The following is a 19,821-nucleotide window of genomic DNA, read 5'->3' as shown; positions in this document are numbered from 1 at the left end:
TACTGGGCGGTCCGTGGTCGGGGTTGCTCAGCGATGTCTTCGTTCCACAGCGTCGAATTGGCTGCGATGAACTCCTTCATCGGGGTGGGTCTATCCGTTGACCCGGACGGGTTCAGGGGTGGGGTCGTCCGCATCGACCTGCTGGTCTGCGTGCAGGTGCTCGGCGCTGCCGAATTGCTGCAGGAACTGCTCGTCGGTGAATTCGAGCTTCAGGCCCAGCGGCACTCCGGCGTTGATGCGTGCCTTGAAACGCGGGTAGCCCAAGGCGAAGTACACCGTGGCGCTGGTGGCGGTTCCGGCCAGCCAGGAGAAATCGATGCCGCCGATGGCGGTGGCGATCGGGCCTTGCAGCACCGGAACCGAGCCGTACATGCACATCCACGTCATGAAGATGCCTGCGGCGAAGGCGATGAACGCCGGCGCATTGATCGATTTCAGGCGGCTGGAGCGGGGATCCATGAACAGGTAGGAGAAATCCTTGTGCCTGCGTTCGAAGATGAAGTAGTGCACGGCCATGATGCCGCCCCAGGTGGCGACCCAGGCTGCGATGGTGGCGATGAAGTTGTGCAGCAGTTCCGCGAAATCATGGGCGAAGAGGAACAGGATGACGGCGCCCATGGCCAGAACGCCCACCAGAATGGAGATCTTCTTGCGCGAGACGCGGATGTCCAGTGCCTGCACGGCCACGCCGAAGGTGTACATGTTGATGATGTTCGTGGCGATCGGCCCATGGATGACCAGCAGGATCACCGGGATGGACAGGGCGCCGAAGCTTTCAACCACCAGCGCCCCGGGGTCTGCGGTGCCGTTCTTGGTGGCCAGCGAAGCGCCTAGCACACCGAGCCAGACGACCGGAAGGAATTGTCCCAGCACGCTGACCAGATAGAGCTTATGCGGCTTGATCTTCTTGGAAACGAAGCGCGAGTAGTCAGGTGCGTAGGTGAACCAGCCGATGCCCCAGCCGATGCCGATGGCGGTCATGATGGAACTCATGGCGGCGATGCGCGGCATGCCGGTGAGCACGGCGCCTTCGGGCCCCGCATAGGCCCAATCGATGTCCAGCTGGGTCCATGCGATGATCGACATGGCGACGAGCACCAGGACGGTGGGCGGCATGGTCAGCCGTTCGAACTTGGAGATGGCGCGGTAGCCTCGATAGCAGATGATGACCTGCAGGGTCATGATCACCGCGGCTACGCCGATGCGGATGAGCATGTTCTGCTGCGCCGGATCCACCCAGCCGATCTTGCCGAACAGGGCCAGCACCAGATCAAGGATGACCCAGGTGTTGATCGCTGACCAGCCGATGGCGATGACTGCCTGGATCGCCGCGGGCAGGTAGGCTCCGCGCCGTCCGAAGGCGCCTCGCGCCAGCAGCATTCCGGTGGCCCCCGTTTTCTGCCCCAGCAGCACGAAGAAGCCGAAGCCCAGCATGCCGATGACGTTGCCGATGATCAGCACCGTGATCGTGTCGGCGAATCCCAGGCCCAGGTGGATGCCCAGGGCTCCGAGGATCCAGTTGATCGGAGCGACGTTGGCCCCGGCCCAGATCCAGAATTGCCCGGACAGATTGGTCGTGCGTACAGCCTCGGGAATGGGTTGCAGGCTGTCTTCAACCTCGTGTGTGGAATGGTCTGTTGCTGTTGTTCGCTGGCTTTTCATATCGCCTCGATTCGTGCAAGGAATAGGTGAGGGAAGTGCATTGACTCAAAGCATAGGGAGCGTAGTGTGATGACGGATACATGCAAAATGTCGTCACATGTATGGTTCTAGGTGACAAAGAGTCACTTGAACTTCGAAACTTGAGGGTTACTGCGCGGTACCAGTATTCGCCGGGAGGAATTCATGCTCATCACCCTGTCTGAAATCATGGCCGACCCGTTGATGCGTGCAGCGAAGCCGCGGCTTTTGGCCCCGGGCACGGTGGAAAGCGAGGTGTATGTCCGCTGGGTGCACACCAGCGAGGTGGTGCAGCTGGCGGGACTCATCCACGGGGCGGAGCTCTTGCTGACCACCGGCGAGTCCGTGTTCAAGCTGCCCCTCGACCAGCAGCGGCAGTACCTGGCGATGCTGGCCGAATGCCATGTGGCAGCGCTCGTGGTCGAGCCCGTCGGGCCGGACCCCCAGCTGCCCCCGGATTTCGTGGCGGCGGCCGCGGAACTGGAGCTGCCGCTGTACCAGTTGCAGGAGACGGTGCCCTTCGTGGCCCTGGCGGAAAAGATCAATACCCGCATCGTGTCCGAACAGGCCTCGGCGCTGCAGCAGGCCGATGCCATCTCGCAGCAGCTGGCGCAGCACCTGGCGGTGGCCGGCCCGGCGCTGGTGCCGCTGCTGGAGATGATCGACAGCCAGCTGCACCTCGGGGCCGAGATTGTGAACCCGGATGGCGCCGTGATCGCTGCCTCGCAGCGGGCGGTGAGGCAGCGGCTGCAGGAGAACGGGCCGGCGCAGTTCGATGTCTCGGTGGACCTGTACATCGGCGGAGATACCGCGGCATGCCTGGTGCTGCATGCGCAGGCGCAACATCATCGGCAACGCCTGGAACTGATGGCGGACAGGCTTGGAAGCATCGTGACGCTGGCATTCTCCCAGCACTACAAGCCCAGCGCCCAGCAGGCTGCATCGTCGGCGCTGCTGCAGTCGATTGTTAATTCCGGCGGGGAGAACTACGTTGTGCACCGGGCCGCCGAAGCGCAGATCGCCGTGGGGGTGCCGCTGTGCATGATGGTAATGCAAGGCGTGGATGTCTCCCGTGGGCGTGCAGAGCTGGAGCGCCACCTGCGGTCCGACGGACAGCGCGTGTTCACCTACGTGCAGGCGCAGCGCCTGTATGCGCTGTGCCTCCTCGATCCCGCCGCGCCCCGCCGTTCCCGGGCCGAGCTGGTGCAGCGGTTGCGTCGTGCGCTGCGCGGAGAACAGGCGGAATGCTGCGTGGGCCCGATAGCGTTGGACATTTCCCGCGCCCGCTGGTCGCTGGTGCAGGCGGAAGCCATCGAGTCCTGGGGCCCGGCCGTCGGTTCGGAGGGGCCGGTGCGCGACGCCCTGGACTACGCCTTGCAGCGCCTGGTTGCGCAGCTCGGCGAGCCGGTGAAGCTGCAGGAATTCATCACGGAGCAAATCGGCGAGCTGCTGGAGCAGGACCGCGACAAGGACGGCCAGCTGCTCGGAACGCTGGAAGCATGGCTTGCCAGCGGGTGCCATGCCACGGACACGGCCGCGCGGCTGTATGTCGAACGCCAGACGCTGCACAAGCGGCTGGCGAAAATCTTTGCGTTGATCGGGGGAGACCCGCGCCAGAACAACAGGGTGCTGCCGGTGCATTTGGCCGCGTGGCTGGCCCTGCGGAACTAGGCTCCCTGCGGCGCGCTACAGCACGCTGCGGATGGTCTTTTCGAAGCCGATGACGTGTTTGGCTGCCAGCTGCTCCGCGCCATCGGCATCGCCATCAAGGATGAGCTTGATCAGCGTCGCATGCTCGGAGATGTGCACGTGGAGGTCGGGCAGCCGGTCCAGCACCATGCACCAGATGCGCGTCGCCAGATTGTCCAGCCGCACCAGGGTTTCCTCCAGGTGCTGGTTCTGCGCCGCGCGGTAGATCAGGCGGTGGACCTCGAGGTCGTATTCCATCAGCTCGCGCCGATCGCCGGTCAGGTCCAGGGACAGGATCGCGCTCATGGTGCGTTCGAGTTCCCCGCGGTAGGCGCCCCCGCGGTGTTCGGCGGCACGGCGCGAGGCCAAAGGCTCGAGCACCAGGCGCATCTCGGAGATCGCGGCCAGCTCGGTGATGTCCACGCCCGTGGCAAAGGTGCCGCGCCGGGGGTAGGAAACCACCAGGTGGTCGACCTCCAGGCGCTTGAGCGCTTCGCGGATCGGCGTGCGGCCCATGTCCAGGTCGACCGCCAGCTGCGCCTCGTTGATCGGGTCGCCGGGGGCGATGTCCATCATGATGAGCCGGTCGCGCAAAATGCGATACGAACGATCCGCCATGGATTCGGCGCCGGCCAATACTCCGGTCATGCTTGTCATTTCACGCCCCTTTGTCGAAGTCCATTGTGCCGTGGGCGGGGCCGGTAAAGAAATTTTCGCTCCACCCATTGACGGTGTGTGGCTTACATCATACGCTAAGACGCAGACATTGATATATCAGTTGTCGGCAATTCATACTTTTAGGGAGAATGTGGTGCTTCAAACTCAATCGCTTGTCGCCGAATCGCTGACCCAGTCCCTGGCTGAGCTGGATCCAGAGGTCGCGGCGCGGATCGACGCCGAGCTGGCCCGCCAGCAGCGCGGCCTGGAAATGATCGCCTCGGAGAACCACACGGCGCAGGCCGTGATGCAGGCGCAGGGTTCGGTGCTGACCAACAAGTACGCCGAGGGCTACCCGGGCCGCCGCTACTACGGCGGCTGCGAAGAAGTCGACGTCATCGAGACCCTGGCCATCGAGCGTGTGAAGGAATTGTTCGGCGCGAAGTTCGCCAACGTCCAGCCGCACTCCGGGGCGCAGGCCAACGCGTCGGTGTACCACGCGCTGGTGCGTCCGGGCGATACCGTGCTGGGCCTGAACCTGGCCCACGGCGGGCATCTGACCCATGGCATGAAGATCAACTTCTCCGGCCGGTTGTTCAACATCGTCCCGTACGGCGTGGACGAGGCGACGAACCTGGTGGACATGGACGAGGTGGAGCGCCTGGCGATCGAGCACTCCCCGAAGATGATCGTGGCCGGCTGGTCGGCGTACCCGCGGCAGCTGGACTTCGCCCGGTTCCGCGAGATCGCGGACAAGGTCGGGGCGTACCTGTTTGTGGATATGGCGCACTTCGCGGGCCTGGTGGCTGCGGGGCTGCATCCTTCGCCGGTGCCGCATGCGCATGTGGTCACTTCGACCACGCACAAGACCCTGGCCGGTCCGCGCGGCGGCATCATCCTCTCGAATGATGCGGAGATCGCGAAGAAGCTGAATTCGGCGGTGTTCCCTGGCCAGCAGGGTGGTCCGTTGGAGCATGTGATTGCGGGCAAGGCGGTGGCGTTCAAGATCGCCGCGACCGCGGAGTTCAAGGAGCGCCAGGAGCGCACCCTGGCCGGTTCGCGGATCCTGGCGGAGCGTTTGACCCAGGATGACGTGGCCGCCAAGGGGATCAGCGTGTTGACCGGTGGCACCGATGTGCACCTGGTGCTGGTGGACCTGCGCAACAGCGAGCTGGATGGCCAGCAGGCCGAGGATCTGCTGGCGCAGGTGGAGATCACGGTGAACCGCAATGCGGTGCCGTTCGACCCGCGTCCGCCGATGACCACCAGCGGTCTGCGGATCGGTACGCCGGCGTTGGCGACCCGTGGTTTCTCGGAGGCGGCGTTTGCAGAGGTCGCGGAGATTATCGCGCAGACCTTGATTGCCGGTGCCGAAGGCAATACCGGTGCACTGCCGGAGCTGAAGGACCGGGTTCTGGAGCTGGCCGCAGCCCACCCACTGTACCCAAACCTGAAAAAGATCGGAGAATAGCCATGGCTGATTTGCTGCCTGAGCACCCGGAATTCCTCTGGGCCAACCCGGAGCCCAAGAAATCCTATGATGTCGTCATCGTCGGCGGCGGCGGCCACGGCCTGGCCACCGCCTACTACCTGGCCAAGAACCACGGCATCACCAACGTCGCCGTCCTGGAAAAGGGCTGGCTGGCCGGCGGGAACATGGCCCGCAACACCACCATCATCCGCTCGAACTACCTGTGGGACGAGTCCGCGGGCATCTACGAGAAGTCGCTGAAGCTGTGGGAGCAGCTGCCCGAGGAGCTGGACTATGACTTCCTGTTCTCCCAGCGCGGCGTGCTGAACCTCGCCCACACGCTGGGCGACGTGCGCGAATCCATTCGCCGCGTGGAAGCCAACAAGTTCAACGGCGTCGACGCCGAGTGGCTCACCCCGGAACAGGTCAAGGAAGTCTGCCCGATCATCAACATCGGCGACGACATCCGCTACCCGGTCATGGGCGCCACCTACCAGCCGCGCGCCGGCATCGCCAAGCACGACCACGTGGCTTGGGCCTTCGCCCGCAAGGCCAACGAAATGGGTGTGGACATCATCCAGAACTGCGAAGTCACCGGCTTCCTGAAGGACGGCGAGAAGGTCACCGGCGTGAAAACCACGCGCGGCACCATCCACGCCGGCAAGGTCGCCCTGGCCGGCGCCGGGCACTCCTCGGTGCTGGCGGAACTGGCGGGCTTCGAACTGCCCATCCAGTCCCACCCGCTGCAGGCCCTGGTCTCCGAGCTGTTCGAGCCGGTGCACCCGACGGTGGTCATGTCCAACCACATCCACGTCTACGTCTCCCAGGCCCACAAGGGCGAGCTGGTCATGGGCGCGGGCATCGACACCTACAACGGCTACGGCCAGCGCGGCGCGTTCCACGTGATCGAGGAGCAGATGGCCGCCGCGGTGGAGCTGTTCCCGATCTTCGCCCGGGCGCACGTGCTGCGCACCTGGGGAGGCATCGTGGACACCACCATGGACGCCTCGCCGATCATCTCCAAGACCCCGATCCAGAACCTCTACGTCAACTGCGGCTGGGGCACCGGCGGCTTCAAGGGGACCCCTGGCGCCGGCTTCACCCTGGCGCACACCATCGCGAATGACGAAGCCCACGCGCTGAACGCCCCGTTCAGCCTGGAACGTTTTGAAACCGGCCACCTGATCGATGAACACGGCGCAGCCGCCGTGGCCCACTAGGAGCAGCCACCATGATGCTGATTGAATGCCCCAACTGCGGGCCGCGCAACGAAACCGAATTCTCCTACGGCGGCCAGGCCCACGTGGCCTACCCCGAGGACCCGAACACCCTGAGCGACAAGGAATGGTCCCGCTACCTGTTCTACCGCGGGAACTCCAAGGGGATCTTCGCAGAACGCTGGGTCCACTCCGGCGGGTGCCGCAAGTGGTTCAACGCCCTGCGCGACACCGCAACCTATGAATTCAAGGCCGTCTACCGGGCCGGGGAACCGCGTCCGGAACTGAACACCCAGGGAGGATCCCGATGAGCCAGAACAAGTCCTACCGGCTGCCGGCCGAGCAGTCCCCGGCCGCCCGCATCGACCGCGGCGAAGCGCTGGTCCTGAGCGTCGACGGGAAGCAGCTGGACGCCTTCCGCGGCGACACCGTGGCCAGCGCCATGCTCGCCAACGGGCAGCGCTCCTGCGGCAACTCCATGTACCTGGACCGCCCGCGCGGCATCTTCTCCGCCGGGGTCGAGGAGCCCAACGCCCTGGTGACCGTGGCCGCCCGCCACGAGGAGGACATCAACGAGTCCATGCTCGCCGCCACCACCGTCCCGGTGACCGCGAACCTCAGCGCCACGCTGCTGCGCGGCCTGGGTGTGCTGGACCCGAGCACCGATCCGGCCTACTACGACCATGTGCACGTCCACACCGACGTGCTGGTGGTCGGCGCCGGACCGGCCGGGCTGGCCGCCGCCCGCGAGGCATCCCGTTCCGGGGCCCGCGTGCTGCTGCTGGATGAGCGCGCCGAAGCCGGAGGCTCGCTGCGCGACGCCGCCGGAGAGCAGATCGACGGCCAGGACGCCGCCGCGTGGATCGACGCGACGGCCGCGGAATTGGCCTCGGCCGCGGAAACCACCCACCTGCAGCGCACCACCGTGCTCGGCTCCTATGACGCGAACTACGTGATCGCCGCGCAACGGCGCACCGTGCACCTGGACGCGCCCTCCGGTGCCGGCGTCTCGCGCGAACGCATCTGGCACATCCGCGCCAACCAGGTGGTGCTGGCCACCGGCGCCCACGAGCGCCCGATCGTGTTCCAGAACAACGACCGCCCGGGCATCATGCTCGCCGGCGCCGTGCGCAGCTACCTGAACCGCTACGGCGTGCGCGCCGGAACGCGGATCGTCGTGGCCACCACCAACGACTCCGCCTACCCGCTGGTCGCGGACCTGGCTGCCAGCGGCGGCGTGGTCGCCGTCGTCGACGCCCGCACCACGGTCTCCGCCGCGGCGGCCGAGGCCGTCGGCGCCGGGGTCCGGGTGATCACCGGTTCCGTCGTCGCGGACACCGAGGCCAACGAGTCCGGCGAACTGTCCGCCGTGGTGGTCGCCGAGCTGGGCGAGGACCGCGAACTGGGTGCGCCGCAGCGCTTCGAGGCCGATGTGCTGGCCGTGGCCGGCGGCTTCAACCCGGTGGTGCACCTGCACTCCCAGCGCCAGGGCAAGCTGGTGTGGGACACCTCCATCCACGCCTTCGTGCCGGACACGGCAGTGGCCAACCAGCACCTGGCCGGCGCGCTGACCGGCCTGTTCGACACCGCCAGCGCGCTGTCCACCGGCGCCGCAACGGGCGCCGCGGCGGCCACCGCCGCGGGCTTCGAGCGCATCGCCCAGGTGCCGCAGGCGCTGGCCGTGCCGGCCGGGGAAACCCGTCCGGTCTGGCTGGTGCCCTCGCTGAACGGCGACCAGGCCGCGAACTACACCACCCACTTCGTGGACCTGCAGCGCGACCAGACCGTCTCCGACGTGCTGCGCGCCACCGGCGCCGGCCTGGAATCGGTGGAGCACATCAAGCGGTACACCTCGATCTCCACCGCCAACGACCAGGGCAAGACCTCGGGCGTCGCGGCCATCGGCGTGATCGCCGCGGTGCTGGGCATCGAGAACCCCGCCGAGATCGGCACCACCACCTTCCGCGCCCCGTACACCCCGGTGTCCTTCGCGGCCCTGGCCGGCCGCACCCGCGGCGCGCTGCTGGACCCGGCGCGCATCACCCCGATGCACTCCTGGCACCTGGCCCACGGCGCGGCGTTCGAGGACGTCGGCCAGTGGAAGCGCGCCTGGTACTTCCCGCAGGACGGGGAGGACATGGACGCGGCGGTCTACCGCGAATCCAAGGCGGTGCGCGACTCGGTGGGCATGCTGGACGCCACCACCCTGGGCAAGATCGAGATCCGCGGCAAGGACGCGGCCGAGTTCCTGAACCGCATCTACACCAACGGTTACACCAAGCTGAAGGTTGGCATGGCCCGCTACGGCGTGATGTGCAAGGCCGACGGCATGGTCTTCGACGACGGCGTGACCCTGCGCCTGGCCGAGGACCGCTTCCTGATGCACACCACCACCGGCGGCGCCGCCGGCGTGCTCGACTGGCTGGAGGAATGGCTGCAGACCGAATGGCCGGAGCTGGACGTCACCTGCACCTCGGTCACCGAGCAGCTGGCCACCGTGGCAGTGGTCGGTCCGCGCTCGCGCGATGTGGTGGCCAAGCTGGCCAGCGGGCTGGACGTGTCCAACGAGGCGTTCAAGTTCATGTCCTTCCGGGACGTGACCCTGGATTCGGGCATCGAGGCGCGCATCAGCCGCATCTCCTTCTCCGGCGAACTGGCCTACGAGATCGCGATCCCGTCCTGGCATGGCCTGCGCGTCTGGGAAGACGTGTTCGCCGCCGGGCAGGAATTCAACATCACCCCGTACGGCACCGAAACCATGCACGTGCTGCGCGCCGAAAAGGGCTTCATCATCGTCGGGCAGGACACCGACGGCACGGTGACCCCGCAGGACGCCGGCATGGAATGGGTGGTTTCCAAGCTCAAGGACTTCGTGGGCAAGCGCTCCTTCGCTCGGGCCGACAACCTGCGCGAGGACCGCAAGCACCTGGTCTCGGTGCTGCCGGTGGACACCACGCTGCGGCTGGCCGAGGGCGCGGCCCTGGTCGCCGACGGCGCGGTGGAAACCGGGGGATGCACCCCGATGGAGGGCTGGGTCACCAGCTCCTACAACTCGCCGGCGCTGGGCCGCACCTTCGGCCTGGCACTGATCAAGAACGGGCGCAGCCGCATCGGCGAAGTGCTCAAGACCCCGGTCAACGGCCAGCTGGTCGATGTCCTGGTATCCGATCTCGTACTTTTCGACCCGGAAGGGAGCCGTCGCGATGGCTAGCAACACCCTGATTGAATCCACCTCCCTGCGCCGTTCACCGGCCGAGCACCTGGCCGAGGCAATGGCCCAGGGCTCCACCGCCGGTGCGGTGGTGCTGCGGGAAATCGCCTTCGCCACCCAGGTCGGCGTGCGCGCCGTGCCCGGAAGCGCCGGACATGCCGCGCTGGCCGCGGCACTGGGCACCGGGCTGCCGCAGCAGGTTGGCGAGGTCGCCGGGGCCGCCGAGGGCACCGCGGTGCTCTGGCTGGGACCGGATGAGTTCCTGGCCATCGCCCCGGAGGGCTCCGGGCTGGCCGGCGAACTGGTCGCGGCGCTGGGCGGAGAGCCAGGCCAGGTCATCGACCTGTCGGCCAACCGCAGCGTGCTGGAACTGTCCGGACCGGCCGCACCGCTGGTGCTGCGCAAGAGCTGCCCGGCGGACCTGCACCCGCGCGCCTTCGGCGTCAACCGGGCGATCGCCACCACGCTGGCGAATATCCCGGTGCTGCTGTGGCGCACCGGCGAGCAGTCCTGGTACGTCCTGCCGCGCGTCTCCTTCACCGAGCACACCGTGCACTGGCTGATCGACGCGATGACCGAATTCGCCTCCCCGACGGTCGCCTAGGCAGGCAAATTCCTCCATCCCGGGCCCCGGGCGGTTCGGGGCCGGCGGCTTCCCCGGCACCTCCAGTGCCGGGAACCCGTCGGCCGGTGCCGACGTGGCCCAGCCGGGATGGACTGCGCCCCGCCGCCGATTCGGGAGGTCGGGCGGCGGAGCGTTGAGCGGGCCCTGCCCGGCGGGTTGATGGTTGCCGCCGGGCCTGGGGGGCTTCACGGCGCAGACCGCCGCGGCGGGAGTAGCCTGAAAACACCACGGGCGAAGAAACCAAACCCAAACTTTTCGGCGGGGCGGGCCCCTCAGGGCGCGTTCCGCCCCAGACATCTGAATGGAAGTGGACCATGAGCGAGCAGGTTCGGCACGTCTTGACCCTCCAGTGCCCGGAGGGCATCGGCATCGTGCATGCGGTGACCGGATTTCTGGTCAGGCAGCAGCGCACCATCGTGGAGCTGAAGCAGTACGACGACATGAGCGCCGGACGGCTGTTCCTGCGCGTCGATTTCGCCGGGGACGGCGCCCCTGATTTGCTCGCTACGATGCGCAGCGAGTTCTCCGAGGTCGCCGAGCAGTTCGACATGGAATGGCAGCTGCGCGAGCGCGGCGAGAAGACCAAGGTGCTGATCATGGTCTCCAAGTTCGACCACTGCCTGCAGGACCTGCTCTTCCGCATGCACTCGGGGGACCTGCCCATCGAGGTGGTCGGGGTCGCCTCCAACCATCCCGACCACCGTTCTCTGGTGGAATGGTACGGGATCGGATTCCACCACATTCCGATCAGCAAGGACACCAAGCCTCAGGCCGAGGCGGCGCTGCTGCAGCTGATCGATGCGACCGGCGCCGAGCTGGTGGTGCTGGCCCGCTACATGCAGGTGCTTTCCGACCACCTGGCCACCGAGCTGTCCGGCAAGACCATCAACATCCACCACTCGTTCCTGCCTTCCTTCAAGGGCGCCAAGCCCTACCACCAGGCGTGGGAACGCGGCGTGAAGACCGTCGGCGCCACCGCGCACTACGTGAACTCGGAACTCGACGAGGGCCCGATCATCGCCCAGCAGGTGGTGGAGGTGGACCACACCTACGGCCCGCAGGACCTGGTGGCCGCCGGCCGCGACTCGGAATGCAAGGCGCTGTCCAACGCGGTGCGCTGGCACTGCGAGGGGCGCGTGTTCCTCTACGGCAACCGCACCGTGGTGCTGCGCTAGCGTCCGGGTCGCAGGCGGCCAGCCATTGCCCGTAGGCTTAATGGCAAACCTCCACCCAAGCGAAGGACGGCTCATGGCCAGCAAGAAGCGTCAAGGCAAAAAGAACTCCGGCGCAGGAAACCCTGCCAAGGCGGCGCAGCGCGGCCGCAGCGTGCGCAAGATCCAGGCCGAGCTGTCGGTTGACGCGCTGCGCGGCCAGTACGTCGCCTGGGTCGCCGCCCAGGTTCCCGCCTTTTCCCCGGCGGACGCCGCCCAGGCCGCGGAGATCCAGCTGGACGTCATCCGCACCATCGGCGGGGAATACGCCGAAACCGCGCGCAGCGCCAACCTGTTCGACCTTGACCCGGAGGTCTTCGGCCAGGCGCTGGCCGACTTCCTGGTCAACCTGCCGGACAACGTGGCGCCGGAGCCGATCTTCTCCACCTGGCTGGACTTCTTCAGCTTCGCGGAAGACCGCGGGCTGTGGGAGGGCGGCGCGGAGAACCTCGAGGAAGCGCGCGAGATGCTGGAGGACGCCCTGGACGGCTTCGCGGAGGGCGACGCCGAAATCTGCGCCCTGCTGCGCGGCACCGAGCTGTTCGACGCGGTGAAGAACTTCGCCGTGGCCATCGGCGACGGCATCGACATCAGCGACTTCAGCGAATTCTCCAATGCCGCGCGGGCCAAGGTCTTCGCCGCCATGGGCATCGATCCGCAGGAAATCGACCCGGACGAGCCGGCCCCGCTGATGTTCAACTACATCTGGAACGCCGCGATGATGTCCGTGGCGGAAACGAACGAAAACAGCATCGTGCGCGATGAGGAGGCCTTCGCCGAATTCCTGGACGGCGAGGAAGCCGACAGCGCCCAGCTGCTGTTCGAAATGGCAGTGGCCTGCGTGCAGGCGCACCTGAATCCGACCATGGAGAGCAGCCTGCGCGACGAAGCCCACTACCTGGTGGTGCGCAACCTGCTGGTCACCGCCTCCACCGGCCGCGACGGCGACCTGGAGGGCCTGCGCCGCAACGTCGGCGCGAAGATCTACGACTCGGTGCTGCCCGAGGCCACCGAGGCCATGGCCTCGCTCGCGCGCTTCGGCCTGCTGCAGCGCGCCGGGGAGGCCTACAGCATCGACGAGCGCCTGGTCCCGGTGATCTCCGCCGGCATCAGCGAGGTGGAAGCCTTCTTCGAGGAAGCGGTCTAATCGTCGCCGCGTGAAAACGCGATCGCGATGAGCCGGCGCAGCACCGCCTCGTCGATGTCCTCCAGCTTCTTCACGTAGACGCAGCCTGCTCCCTCGGTGTACGTGCCGAGATCCGGGAGCAGCGCTGCGCCTTCGGGCAAGTCCTTGAGCCCGTAGATGGACAGCGCCGTTTTGCGTGGCGAGAACCCGGTTTTTGGCCAGATGCCGGTGGTGCGCGCGTTGACCGGGGAGACGTACCGGTACTGCCCATAGCCCACGATCGACGGACCCCACATCACCGGGGACGCGCCGGTGACCTCGCCGAAGATCCGGGCCAGCGCCTCTCCGTCGAGGCGGCGCCGGGCCGGGGTCGCGGCGGCGAGGAAGTCCTCGACGCTGGCATCGGTGGGCTGGGTTTTGGCGGCGGTGGCCATGGAAGACTCCTTGGGTTAGCTTGGCTCGGCGGCCGGTGACGGCTCGGTGGACTGGAAGATTTCCGAGAGCTTGCGGTACTGGCCGGTGGTCATGGCCAGCAGCGCCACGAGGATCATGACCAGCCCGCCGACCAGGAAGATCAGCGCGATGCCGCGCGCCTGCCCCTGCCCGACCAGCCAGCCGAAGGCGGCGTCGCCCTCGGAACTCTTCATGAACGGGATGATCAGGTACTGCGCCAGCGGGGCGATCAGGAAAGCGGTGATCGGGGCCGCGGCGGCTTCCATCATCTGGGCGAAGCCGAACACCCGGCCCTGCCTCCGGAAGGGCACCACCTTCTGGATGACGGTCTGCTCGGCGGCTTCGCACGCCGGAATCAGGCACATGTACAGCCAGATGCCCACGATATACAGCCACACCCATTCGCGCAGCGTGAAGACCGCGCCCAGGAATCCCATGCACGCGACCAGGACCAGCAGCGTGCGGATCGGGTTCTTGCCCAGGCCGAATTTCGCGACCATCGCGCCGCCGACGATGAAGCCGGTCGACGCCAGGCCGAAGGTGATGCCCCAGGCCTCCACGGACATCACGGTCAGCCCGTAGGGATCCATCAGCACCATGTAGATGCCGCCGATCAGGTTGTTGAACATCGAGAAGATGATCAGCGCCAGCAGCCCCGGGATGGCCATGACCGTGGTGAAGCCCAGCCGCAGGTTCGCGGTTTTCCCCGTGCCGGCGGCCGGATCGGCCTGCGGCGTGTGCTCGGGGATGGAGATGGTGACCAGGTGCAGCATGGTCAGCACCACCAGCGCGATGGAGATCACCAGCGTCCAGCCCATGCCCAGCAGGCCGATCGACAGCCCGGAGAACACGCTGGTGGCAATGAACGCCAGCCCCTGCACGGTGCCCACCAGGCCGTTGGCGTTCGCGTGCCGTTCCACCGGGATCAGCAGGGTCACCGTGGTGGACAGCGCGATGCCGCGCATCTGCTCCACGATGGCGCCGAGCAGGATCACGATGCAGAACAGCCAGAATTCCCAGCCGCCGATGTTCAGGATCCGTTCGGTGGGCAGCCACAGGTACAGCAGCCCGGCCAGGGTGAACATCACCGCGGTGACGGCGGCGGAGAAGACGAACACGGTCTTCTTGCGGTGCTGGTCCACGATGCTGCCGAACACCATGGAGAACATCGCGATCAGCAGCATGAAGGCGCCGCCGATGATGCCGGTGGCCATGACGTTCTCGGTTTCCAGATACACCCAGAAGGTCAGTGCGAACCACAGATAGCTCGTGGTCAGGTTGGCCACGGCGGTATTGATCAGGATATGCAGGAATGAGCGCATTCCATGCTCCGGAACCGGAGGGTTCGAATCATGAACATCGCTTCCCTGCGGGATCTCGCTCATGTCGATTCCTCGGGTCGGTGCGGCATTTGTCGGTAGTGAAAAGGATACGGACAGCTACCGACAGTGTCAGCAGGACAGCGGGGAAACCTGCCAAGCACCAAGGATGCTGCGGCTGGCGGTTCCCGCTCCTGGCCTCGGCGGCCGGGATTCCGCGGGGATTCCTGACGGTTGATCGAGCCGAAAAAATCATCTGCGCGCCCCCGGCGGCAGGACGTAGGATGGCGTCGGGGCACGACGCCGCCGAGTCCCGCCCGTGAATTTCCAGCAGCCACCCGAAGGAGCCAGCCAATGATTTTCGGAAAGAAGGGCGATGACGCGGTCCTCGCCAAGCTCGCCGCGTCCCCGGAACCGTACCGCGCGATTGCCGAGCGCCTGCACGCCATCATCCGGCAGACCGCTCCCGGGCTGGAGCCCGTCCTCCGCTGGGGCCTGCCGTTCTACGTGAAGGACGGTAAGGACATCTGCTACATCAAGCCGGACAAGGACTACCTGGTGTTCGGCTTCGGCGAGGTCGTGAACCCGGCGTTCGAGCAGGGCGCGCACATGCACCCGGTCGCCTGGACGATCACCGCGCTGGACGAGTCCGCCGAACAGCGGATCCGCGAGCTGGTGGCCAAGGCGGCCGGCTAGCTCCGATCCCGATGACGGAAGCATCGGCGAACCTGCACAGGGTCCGCCGATGCTTTCCTTGCCTTCTGAAGGGTAGACCCGGAGCCTTCATCTCGCACGGGCTGCCGGGAATCCGCAGTTGCTTGGCTGGACCCCGCCCGCGCGCTAGGGTGTGAAATGTGACGCCGGACACCACGGCGCCGCTGCCTGCAATCCGCTGAAGACCCAGGGAGTACACGCATGAAGGCCTATGCCAAGGGCGAGAGTGAACCCGCGCTGCTCGAGAAGACCATCGGCGCGACGCTTCAGGACACGGCTTCCCGCTTCGGGGCGCGCGAGGCGCTCGTCGATGCCGCCGCCAGCCGGCGCTGGACCTGGTCCGAGCTGGACGCCGACGTCAACCGCCTGGCCAAGGGGCTGCTCGCCGCCGGGCTGGAAGCCGGGGACCGGCTGGGCATCTGGGCGCCGAACTGCGCGCAATGGGTGCTCGCCCAGTTCGCCACCGCCAAGCTCGGGGTCATCCTGGTCAACGTCAACCCGGCCTACCGCACCCACGAGTACGCCTACGCCGTGAACCACAGCCGGATGCGCATGCTCATCACGCTCACGCGGTTCAAGACCAGCGACTACCGCGGCATGGTGCAGGCCACCGCCGCCGACACCCCGAGCCTTCAACGCGTGGTCTACCTGGACACCGGCGACTGGGACGAGCTGCTGGCGCAGGGCGAGCCCGTCGCGGACCAGGCGCTGGCCGAGCGGCTGGCCGCCACCTCGCCCGGGGACGCGATCAACATCCAGTACACCTCCGGCACCACCGGCTACCCCAAGGGCGCGGTGCTCAGCCACCGCAACATCCTGAACAACGGCTACCAGGTCACCGGCATGATCAAACTGACCGAAGAGGACCGGTTGTGCATCCCGGTGCCGTTCTACCACTGCTTCGGCATGGTCATGGGCAACCTCGGCTGCGTGGCCCGCGGCACCACCATGGTCATCCCGGCGCCCGGCTTCGACGCGGAAGCCACCTTGCGGGTCGTGGCCGAGGAGCGCTGCACCGGGCTGTACGGGGTTCCCACCATGTTCATCGCGATGCAGAACCACCCGGATTTCGCCCGCTACGACCTTTCGCTGCTGCGCACCGGCATCATGGCCGGCTCCATCTGCCCGGTGGAGGTCATGCGCCGCTGCGTGGAAGACATGGGCATGAGCGCGGTGTCCATCGCCTACGGCATGACCGAAACCAGCCCGGTCTCCTGCCAAACCAGGGCGGATGACGACTTCGAGCACCGCACCGCCACCATCGGCCGCGTGCACCCGCACGTGGAGATCAAGGTCGTCGACCCGGCCACCGGCGCTACCCTGGAACGCGGGCAGACCGGCGAGTACTGCACCCGCGGCTACTCGGTGATGCTCGGCTACTGGGACGATCAGGAGAAAACCCGCGCGGCCATCGACGCCGAGGGTTGGATGCACACCGGGGATTTGGCGGTGATGCGCGAGGACGGCTACTGCACCATCGTCGGGCGCATCAAGGACATGGTGATCCGCGGCGGGGAGAACATCTACCCGGCGGAGATCGAGGAGTTCCTCTACAAGCATCCGGACATCGAGGACGTTTCGGTCATCGGGGTGCCGGACCCGAAATTCGGCGAGGTGATCTGCGCCTGCCTCCGGATGAAGGCCGGCCGCCAGCCGCTGGACGTCGAGGCGATCCGCGCCTACTGCGAAGGGCAGTTGGCGCACTACAAGATCCCCGCCTACGTGCGCATTCTGGAAGAGTTCCCGACCACCGTCACCGGCAAGATCCGCAAGAACCAGCTGCGCGAGGACGCCGCGGCGCAGCTTCATCTTTCCTAGGTGGGGAAAACCAAGGTTTGCCGGGGTGCCACCGGCGTTTCCCGGACGAATCCGCGGGCGATGGGATAGGTTTTAGCTGGGGTCCCACAGCTGATTATTTTTTCCTATTTCCGAAAGATAGATATGCATAAGCATTTCGGTCGCCTCGTGGGTATCGCCGTCATCGTCATCGTGGTGCTGGCAGCGCTGCTGCTGTGGTGGGTGCTGAGCGCCAGCGGGACGACGCCGCAGATGTGGCATCCGGTCCAGGTGCGGCTCGGCGGCATCTGGTCCACGTTCTACAGCACCCAGCTGCCCGACCTGTCGATCCTCATCGGCGCGGTGCTCATCGCCCTGGCCCTCATCCTGTTCGTCGTCATCGGCGAACGCGTAGTCACCCTGCGCTACCGCCGCACCCCGATCCAGAAGTCCTCCCGGCCGCTGGCCCCCAAGCGCATCATGGCGCGCACCCGCGGCGTGTACGCCGGGCCAGTCACCGTTACCGTGCTGATCCCCGCGCACAACGAAGAAGCCTCGCTGGGAGATACCATCAACGCGCTGAAGGGGCAGAGCTTCCTGCCCTCGCGGATCCTGGTGGTCGCCGACAACTGCACCGACGGCACCGTGGATGTCGCCCGCGCGCACGGCGTGGACGTGTTCGAATCGGTGGACAACACGCACAAGAAGGGCGGCGCGCTGAACCAGGCGCTGGCGCAGATCCTGCCCGGCATGGGCGAGAACGACTGCGTCATGGTCATGGACGCCGACAGCCAGATCGGCACCGACTTCCTGGCCACCGCCCGCGACCGCTTCACCGCCGACCGTGCGCTGATGTCCGTGGGCGGGCTGTTCCACGGCGAGGAAGGCCACGGGGTGCTCGGCCAGTTCCAGCGCAACGAATACGCCCGCTACCAGCGCGAAATCGCCCGCCGCGACGGCCGCGTCTTCGTGCTCACCGGCACCGCCTCGGTGTTCCGCGCGACCGCGCTGCGCGAGGTGGCCGCCGCCCGCGGCACCACGATCCCGGGCCGGCACGGCGAGGTCTACGACACCGCCGCGCTGACCGAGGACAACGAGCTGACCATCGCGCTGAAGTCCCTGGGCGCGCTGATCACCTCCCCGAACGAGTGCACCGTGGTCACCGAGCTGATGCCCAACTGGAAGATGCTCTGGGCGCAGCGCCTGCGCTGGCAGCGCGGGGCGCTGGAGAACCTGGGCGCCTACGGCGTCACCCCGCAGACCGTGCGCTACTGGTCGCAGCAGATCGGCATCGGCTACGGGGTCATCGCCCTGTTCAGCTACTTCTTCCTGATGGTGCTGATGCTCATCTCCATGGACACCTGGGTGTGGTTCCCGTTCTGGATGCTGCTCGGGCTGGTCTTCGCGGTGGAGCGCGTGGTCACCGCCTGGGGCGGCGGCTGGAAGGCGCGGTTGCTGGCGGCGCTGGTGCTGCCCGAGCTGGTCTACGACGCATTCCTGGACCTGGCCTTCCTCAAGGGTGTCTGGGACATCGCATTTGCCAAGAGCGCCGACTGGAAGCACGTCGAGCACGTGCCGGCCCGAAAGGAAGCCTAGTCATGATGGAAATGGCGATTTATGTCCCGCGAGGCATACTGCTGCCCGAGTCGGTGCTCTACGCGCAGTGGTTCAGCGTGCTGGCATCGTTCGTCGCGATCAACACGGTGATCTACTTGATCCTGGGTATCACCAAGATCCTGCCGCCGATCCGCTTCGGCGGTTCCAAGGGGCGCGAGCGCCGTTCAGAAACCCGGAATATCGATCCCGACGCGCCGGTTTAACTCGCGCATGGCACCGGCCAGCTCCTGTGCGGGCAGGCCCCGGCTGTAGTAGAAGCCCTGGGCGTAGCTGAAGCCCAGCTCGTCGACCAGGTCCAGATGCTCCGGGGTCTCGATTCCCTCGGCCAGGGTCTTGGCCCCGGTTTCCCGGGCGGCTTCCAGCAGGTTGGCAACCATGCCGCGCACCTTCGCGGACGAGCCGTAGTTGGTGATCATGCTGCGGTCCAGCTTCACGATGTCGGGGTGCAGGCACTCGATGCGCTCGCGGTTCGCGTAGGCGACGCCCGCGTCGTCGATCAGCAGCAGGCAGCCGAGGGTGTCGGCGTACTGCCGGGCGCGGCCGGAGCTGCAAGGTTCGGATTCCTCGTTCAGCTCCAGCCCCCACACCAGCCGCGCATCCAGCTGCAGCGCGGCGGCGGCGAAGGCCTCGATGGTCGGTCCGGAGGCGTTGAGCGTGACAAGGTAGCCGTCGGGCAGCTCCCGGCTGGCCTCGAGGATTCCCCGGATGGCTTCCAGTTCCAGGTCGATGAGCCGGCCCTCGGCGCGGGCCTGGCTGAAATGCTCCTGCGGGCCGCGGCCGTCGTCGAATCGGGTCAGAGCCTCGAAACCCAGTAGAGTCTTGTTTCGAAGGTCAATGAGGGGCTGGAAAACGAACTTCACTTTTTGCCTAACGAGTGAGGGAGCGTGAGTTGCGCCTGGCCAAGGTCAGCCGGAGCACACGCCCGATGCAGATCTTACAGTGCCGACCCCGCCGATGCGGCGTGTTGGGAAGCAAAATGCAGACAATGGGGTGACGACGCTTGGGAAATCAGGTAGACCGCCGAGGCAGGTCAGGTACTTCCTGGCGCTCCAGGC

The 19,821-nt window shown here is 66.6% G+C and carries 17 protein-coding genes; 12 read left to right on the top strand and 5 right to left on the bottom strand.

Annotated features, from left to right (window positions below; translation table 11 throughout):
- Nucleotides 1-90: 90 nt before the first annotated feature.
- The gene (locus JQN66_RS16530) at nucleotides 91-1,662 is read right to left on the bottom strand and encodes a purine-cytosine permease family protein (RefSeq protein WP_204675991.1); all 1,572 of its coding nucleotides are present in this window, start codon (nucleotides 1,660-1,662) and stop codon (nucleotides 91-93) included.
- A gap of 183 nt (nucleotides 1,663-1,845) precedes the next feature.
- Between JQN66_RS16530 and JQN66_RS16525 the strand changes: the two genes are divergently transcribed.
- Complete coding sequence (locus JQN66_RS16525; protein WP_204675990.1) at nucleotides 1,846-3,351, top strand: PucR family transcriptional regulator; 1,506 nt, start codon at nucleotides 1,846-1,848, stop codon at nucleotides 3,349-3,351.
- A gap of 15 nt (nucleotides 3,352-3,366) precedes the next feature.
- On the opposite strand, the gene JQN66_RS16520 is transcribed toward JQN66_RS16525, so the two are convergent.
- Complete coding sequence (locus JQN66_RS16520) at nucleotides 3,367-4,026, bottom strand: GntR family transcriptional regulator (RefSeq protein ID WP_204675989.1); 660 nt, start codon at nucleotides 4,024-4,026, stop codon at nucleotides 3,367-3,369.
- A gap of 154 nt (nucleotides 4,027-4,180) precedes the next feature.
- Here JQN66_RS16520 and glyA point away from each other — a divergent pair, with 154 nt between their 5' ends.
- The 7 genes from glyA to JQN66_RS16485 all read left to right on the top strand — a co-directional run bounded on the left by glyA (nucleotide 4,181) and on the right by JQN66_RS16485 (nucleotide 12,908).
- The gene (gene glyA, locus JQN66_RS16515; RefSeq protein ID WP_420870936.1) at nucleotides 4,181-5,497 is read left to right on the top strand and encodes a serine hydroxymethyltransferase; all 1,317 of its coding nucleotides are present in this window, start codon (nucleotides 4,181-4,183) and stop codon (nucleotides 5,495-5,497) included.
- Nucleotides 5,498-5,499: 2 nt separating this feature from the next.
- Nucleotides 5,500-6,717, top strand: a complete 1,218-nt coding sequence (locus tag JQN66_RS16510) for a sarcosine oxidase subunit beta family protein (protein WP_188948086.1) — start codon at nucleotides 5,500-5,502, stop codon at nucleotides 6,715-6,717.
- An 11-nt stretch (nucleotides 6,718-6,728) separates the two neighbouring features.
- A complete protein-coding gene (locus JQN66_RS16505) occupies nucleotides 6,729-7,025 on the top strand; it encodes a sarcosine oxidase subunit delta (protein ID WP_204675988.1) in 297 nt (98 codons plus the stop codon).
- Entirely contained in the window at nucleotides 7,022-9,925 is a 2,904-nt protein-coding gene (locus JQN66_RS16500; RefSeq protein WP_204675987.1) for a sarcosine oxidase subunit alpha, read from the top strand. Before JQN66_RS16505 ends, JQN66_RS16500 begins: the two co-directional genes overlap by 4 nt.
- Nucleotides 9,918-10,529: a sarcosine oxidase subunit gamma family protein gene (gene soxG / locus JQN66_RS16495; RefSeq protein ID WP_204675986.1), complete on the top strand. Its 612-nt coding sequence runs from the start codon at nucleotides 9,918-9,920 to the stop codon at nucleotides 10,527-10,529. The genes JQN66_RS16500 and soxG overlap by 8 nt, the downstream gene beginning before the upstream one ends.
- Before the next feature lie 335 nt (nucleotides 10,530-10,864).
- The gene (gene purU, locus JQN66_RS16490) at nucleotides 10,865-11,725 is read left to right on the top strand and encodes a formyltetrahydrofolate deformylase (RefSeq protein WP_204675985.1); all 861 of its coding nucleotides are present in this window, start codon (nucleotides 10,865-10,867) and stop codon (nucleotides 11,723-11,725) included.
- A 73-nt stretch (nucleotides 11,726-11,798) separates the two neighbouring features.
- The gene (locus tag JQN66_RS16485; protein ID WP_204675984.1) at nucleotides 11,799-12,908 is read left to right on the top strand and encodes a hypothetical protein; all 1,110 of its coding nucleotides are present in this window, start codon (nucleotides 11,799-11,801) and stop codon (nucleotides 12,906-12,908) included.
- Here JQN66_RS16485 and JQN66_RS16480 read toward each other — a convergent pair.
- Both JQN66_RS16480 and JQN66_RS16475 read right to left on the bottom strand, forming a co-directional pair.
- Nucleotides 12,905-13,321, bottom strand: a complete 417-nt coding sequence (locus JQN66_RS16480) for a DUF1801 domain-containing protein (protein WP_204675983.1) — start codon at nucleotides 13,319-13,321, stop codon at nucleotides 12,905-12,907. The two genes, JQN66_RS16485 and JQN66_RS16480, sit on opposite strands and share 4 nt — an antisense overlap.
- Before the next feature lie 15 nt (nucleotides 13,322-13,336).
- Nucleotides 13,337-14,725, bottom strand: coding sequence for an MFS transporter (locus JQN66_RS16475; RefSeq protein ID WP_420870935.1), 1,389 nt, complete (start codon nucleotides 14,723-14,725; stop codon nucleotides 13,337-13,339).
- A 288-nt stretch (nucleotides 14,726-15,013) separates the two neighbouring features.
- On the opposite strand from JQN66_RS16475, the gene JQN66_RS16470 reads away from it, so the two are divergent.
- The 4 genes from JQN66_RS16470 (at nucleotide 15,014) to JQN66_RS16455 (ending at nucleotide 18,969) form a co-directional block, all read left to right on the top strand.
- On the top strand, nucleotides 15,014-15,355 hold the full coding sequence (locus tag JQN66_RS16470; protein WP_239464066.1) for a DUF1801 domain-containing protein: 342 nt from the start codon (nucleotides 15,014-15,016) through the stop codon (nucleotides 15,353-15,355).
- 219 nt (nucleotides 15,356-15,574) lie between these two features.
- Complete coding sequence (locus JQN66_RS16465; RefSeq protein ID WP_204675982.1) at nucleotides 15,575-17,191, top strand: AMP-binding protein; 1,617 nt, start codon at nucleotides 15,575-15,577, stop codon at nucleotides 17,189-17,191.
- Nucleotides 17,192-17,314: 123 nt separating this feature from the next.
- Nucleotides 17,315-18,745 (top strand): glycosyltransferase family 2 protein, encoded by a 1,431-nt coding sequence (locus JQN66_RS16460; protein ID WP_204675981.1) that lies wholly within the window; start codon nucleotides 17,315-17,317, stop codon nucleotides 18,743-18,745.
- Nucleotides 18,746-18,747: 2 nt separating this feature from the next.
- Nucleotides 18,748-18,969, top strand: a complete 222-nt coding sequence (locus JQN66_RS16455; RefSeq protein ID WP_239464065.1) for a hypothetical protein — start codon at nucleotides 18,748-18,750, stop codon at nucleotides 18,967-18,969.
- Here JQN66_RS16455 and JQN66_RS16450 read toward each other — a convergent pair.
- Entirely contained in the window at nucleotides 18,931-19,626 is a 696-nt protein-coding gene (locus JQN66_RS16450) for an EAL domain-containing protein (RefSeq protein ID WP_204675980.1), read from the bottom strand. The two genes, JQN66_RS16455 and JQN66_RS16450, sit on opposite strands and share 39 nt — an antisense overlap.
- Nucleotides 19,627-19,821 lie beyond the last annotated feature (195 nt).

Source organism: Glutamicibacter protophormiae (assembly GCF_016894325.1).
In the GTDB taxonomy this organism is placed as follows: Bacteria; Actinomycetota; Actinomycetes; order Actinomycetales; family Micrococcaceae; genus Glutamicibacter; species Glutamicibacter protophormiae.
This window is presented reverse-complemented; position numbering and strand designations above follow the sequence as displayed.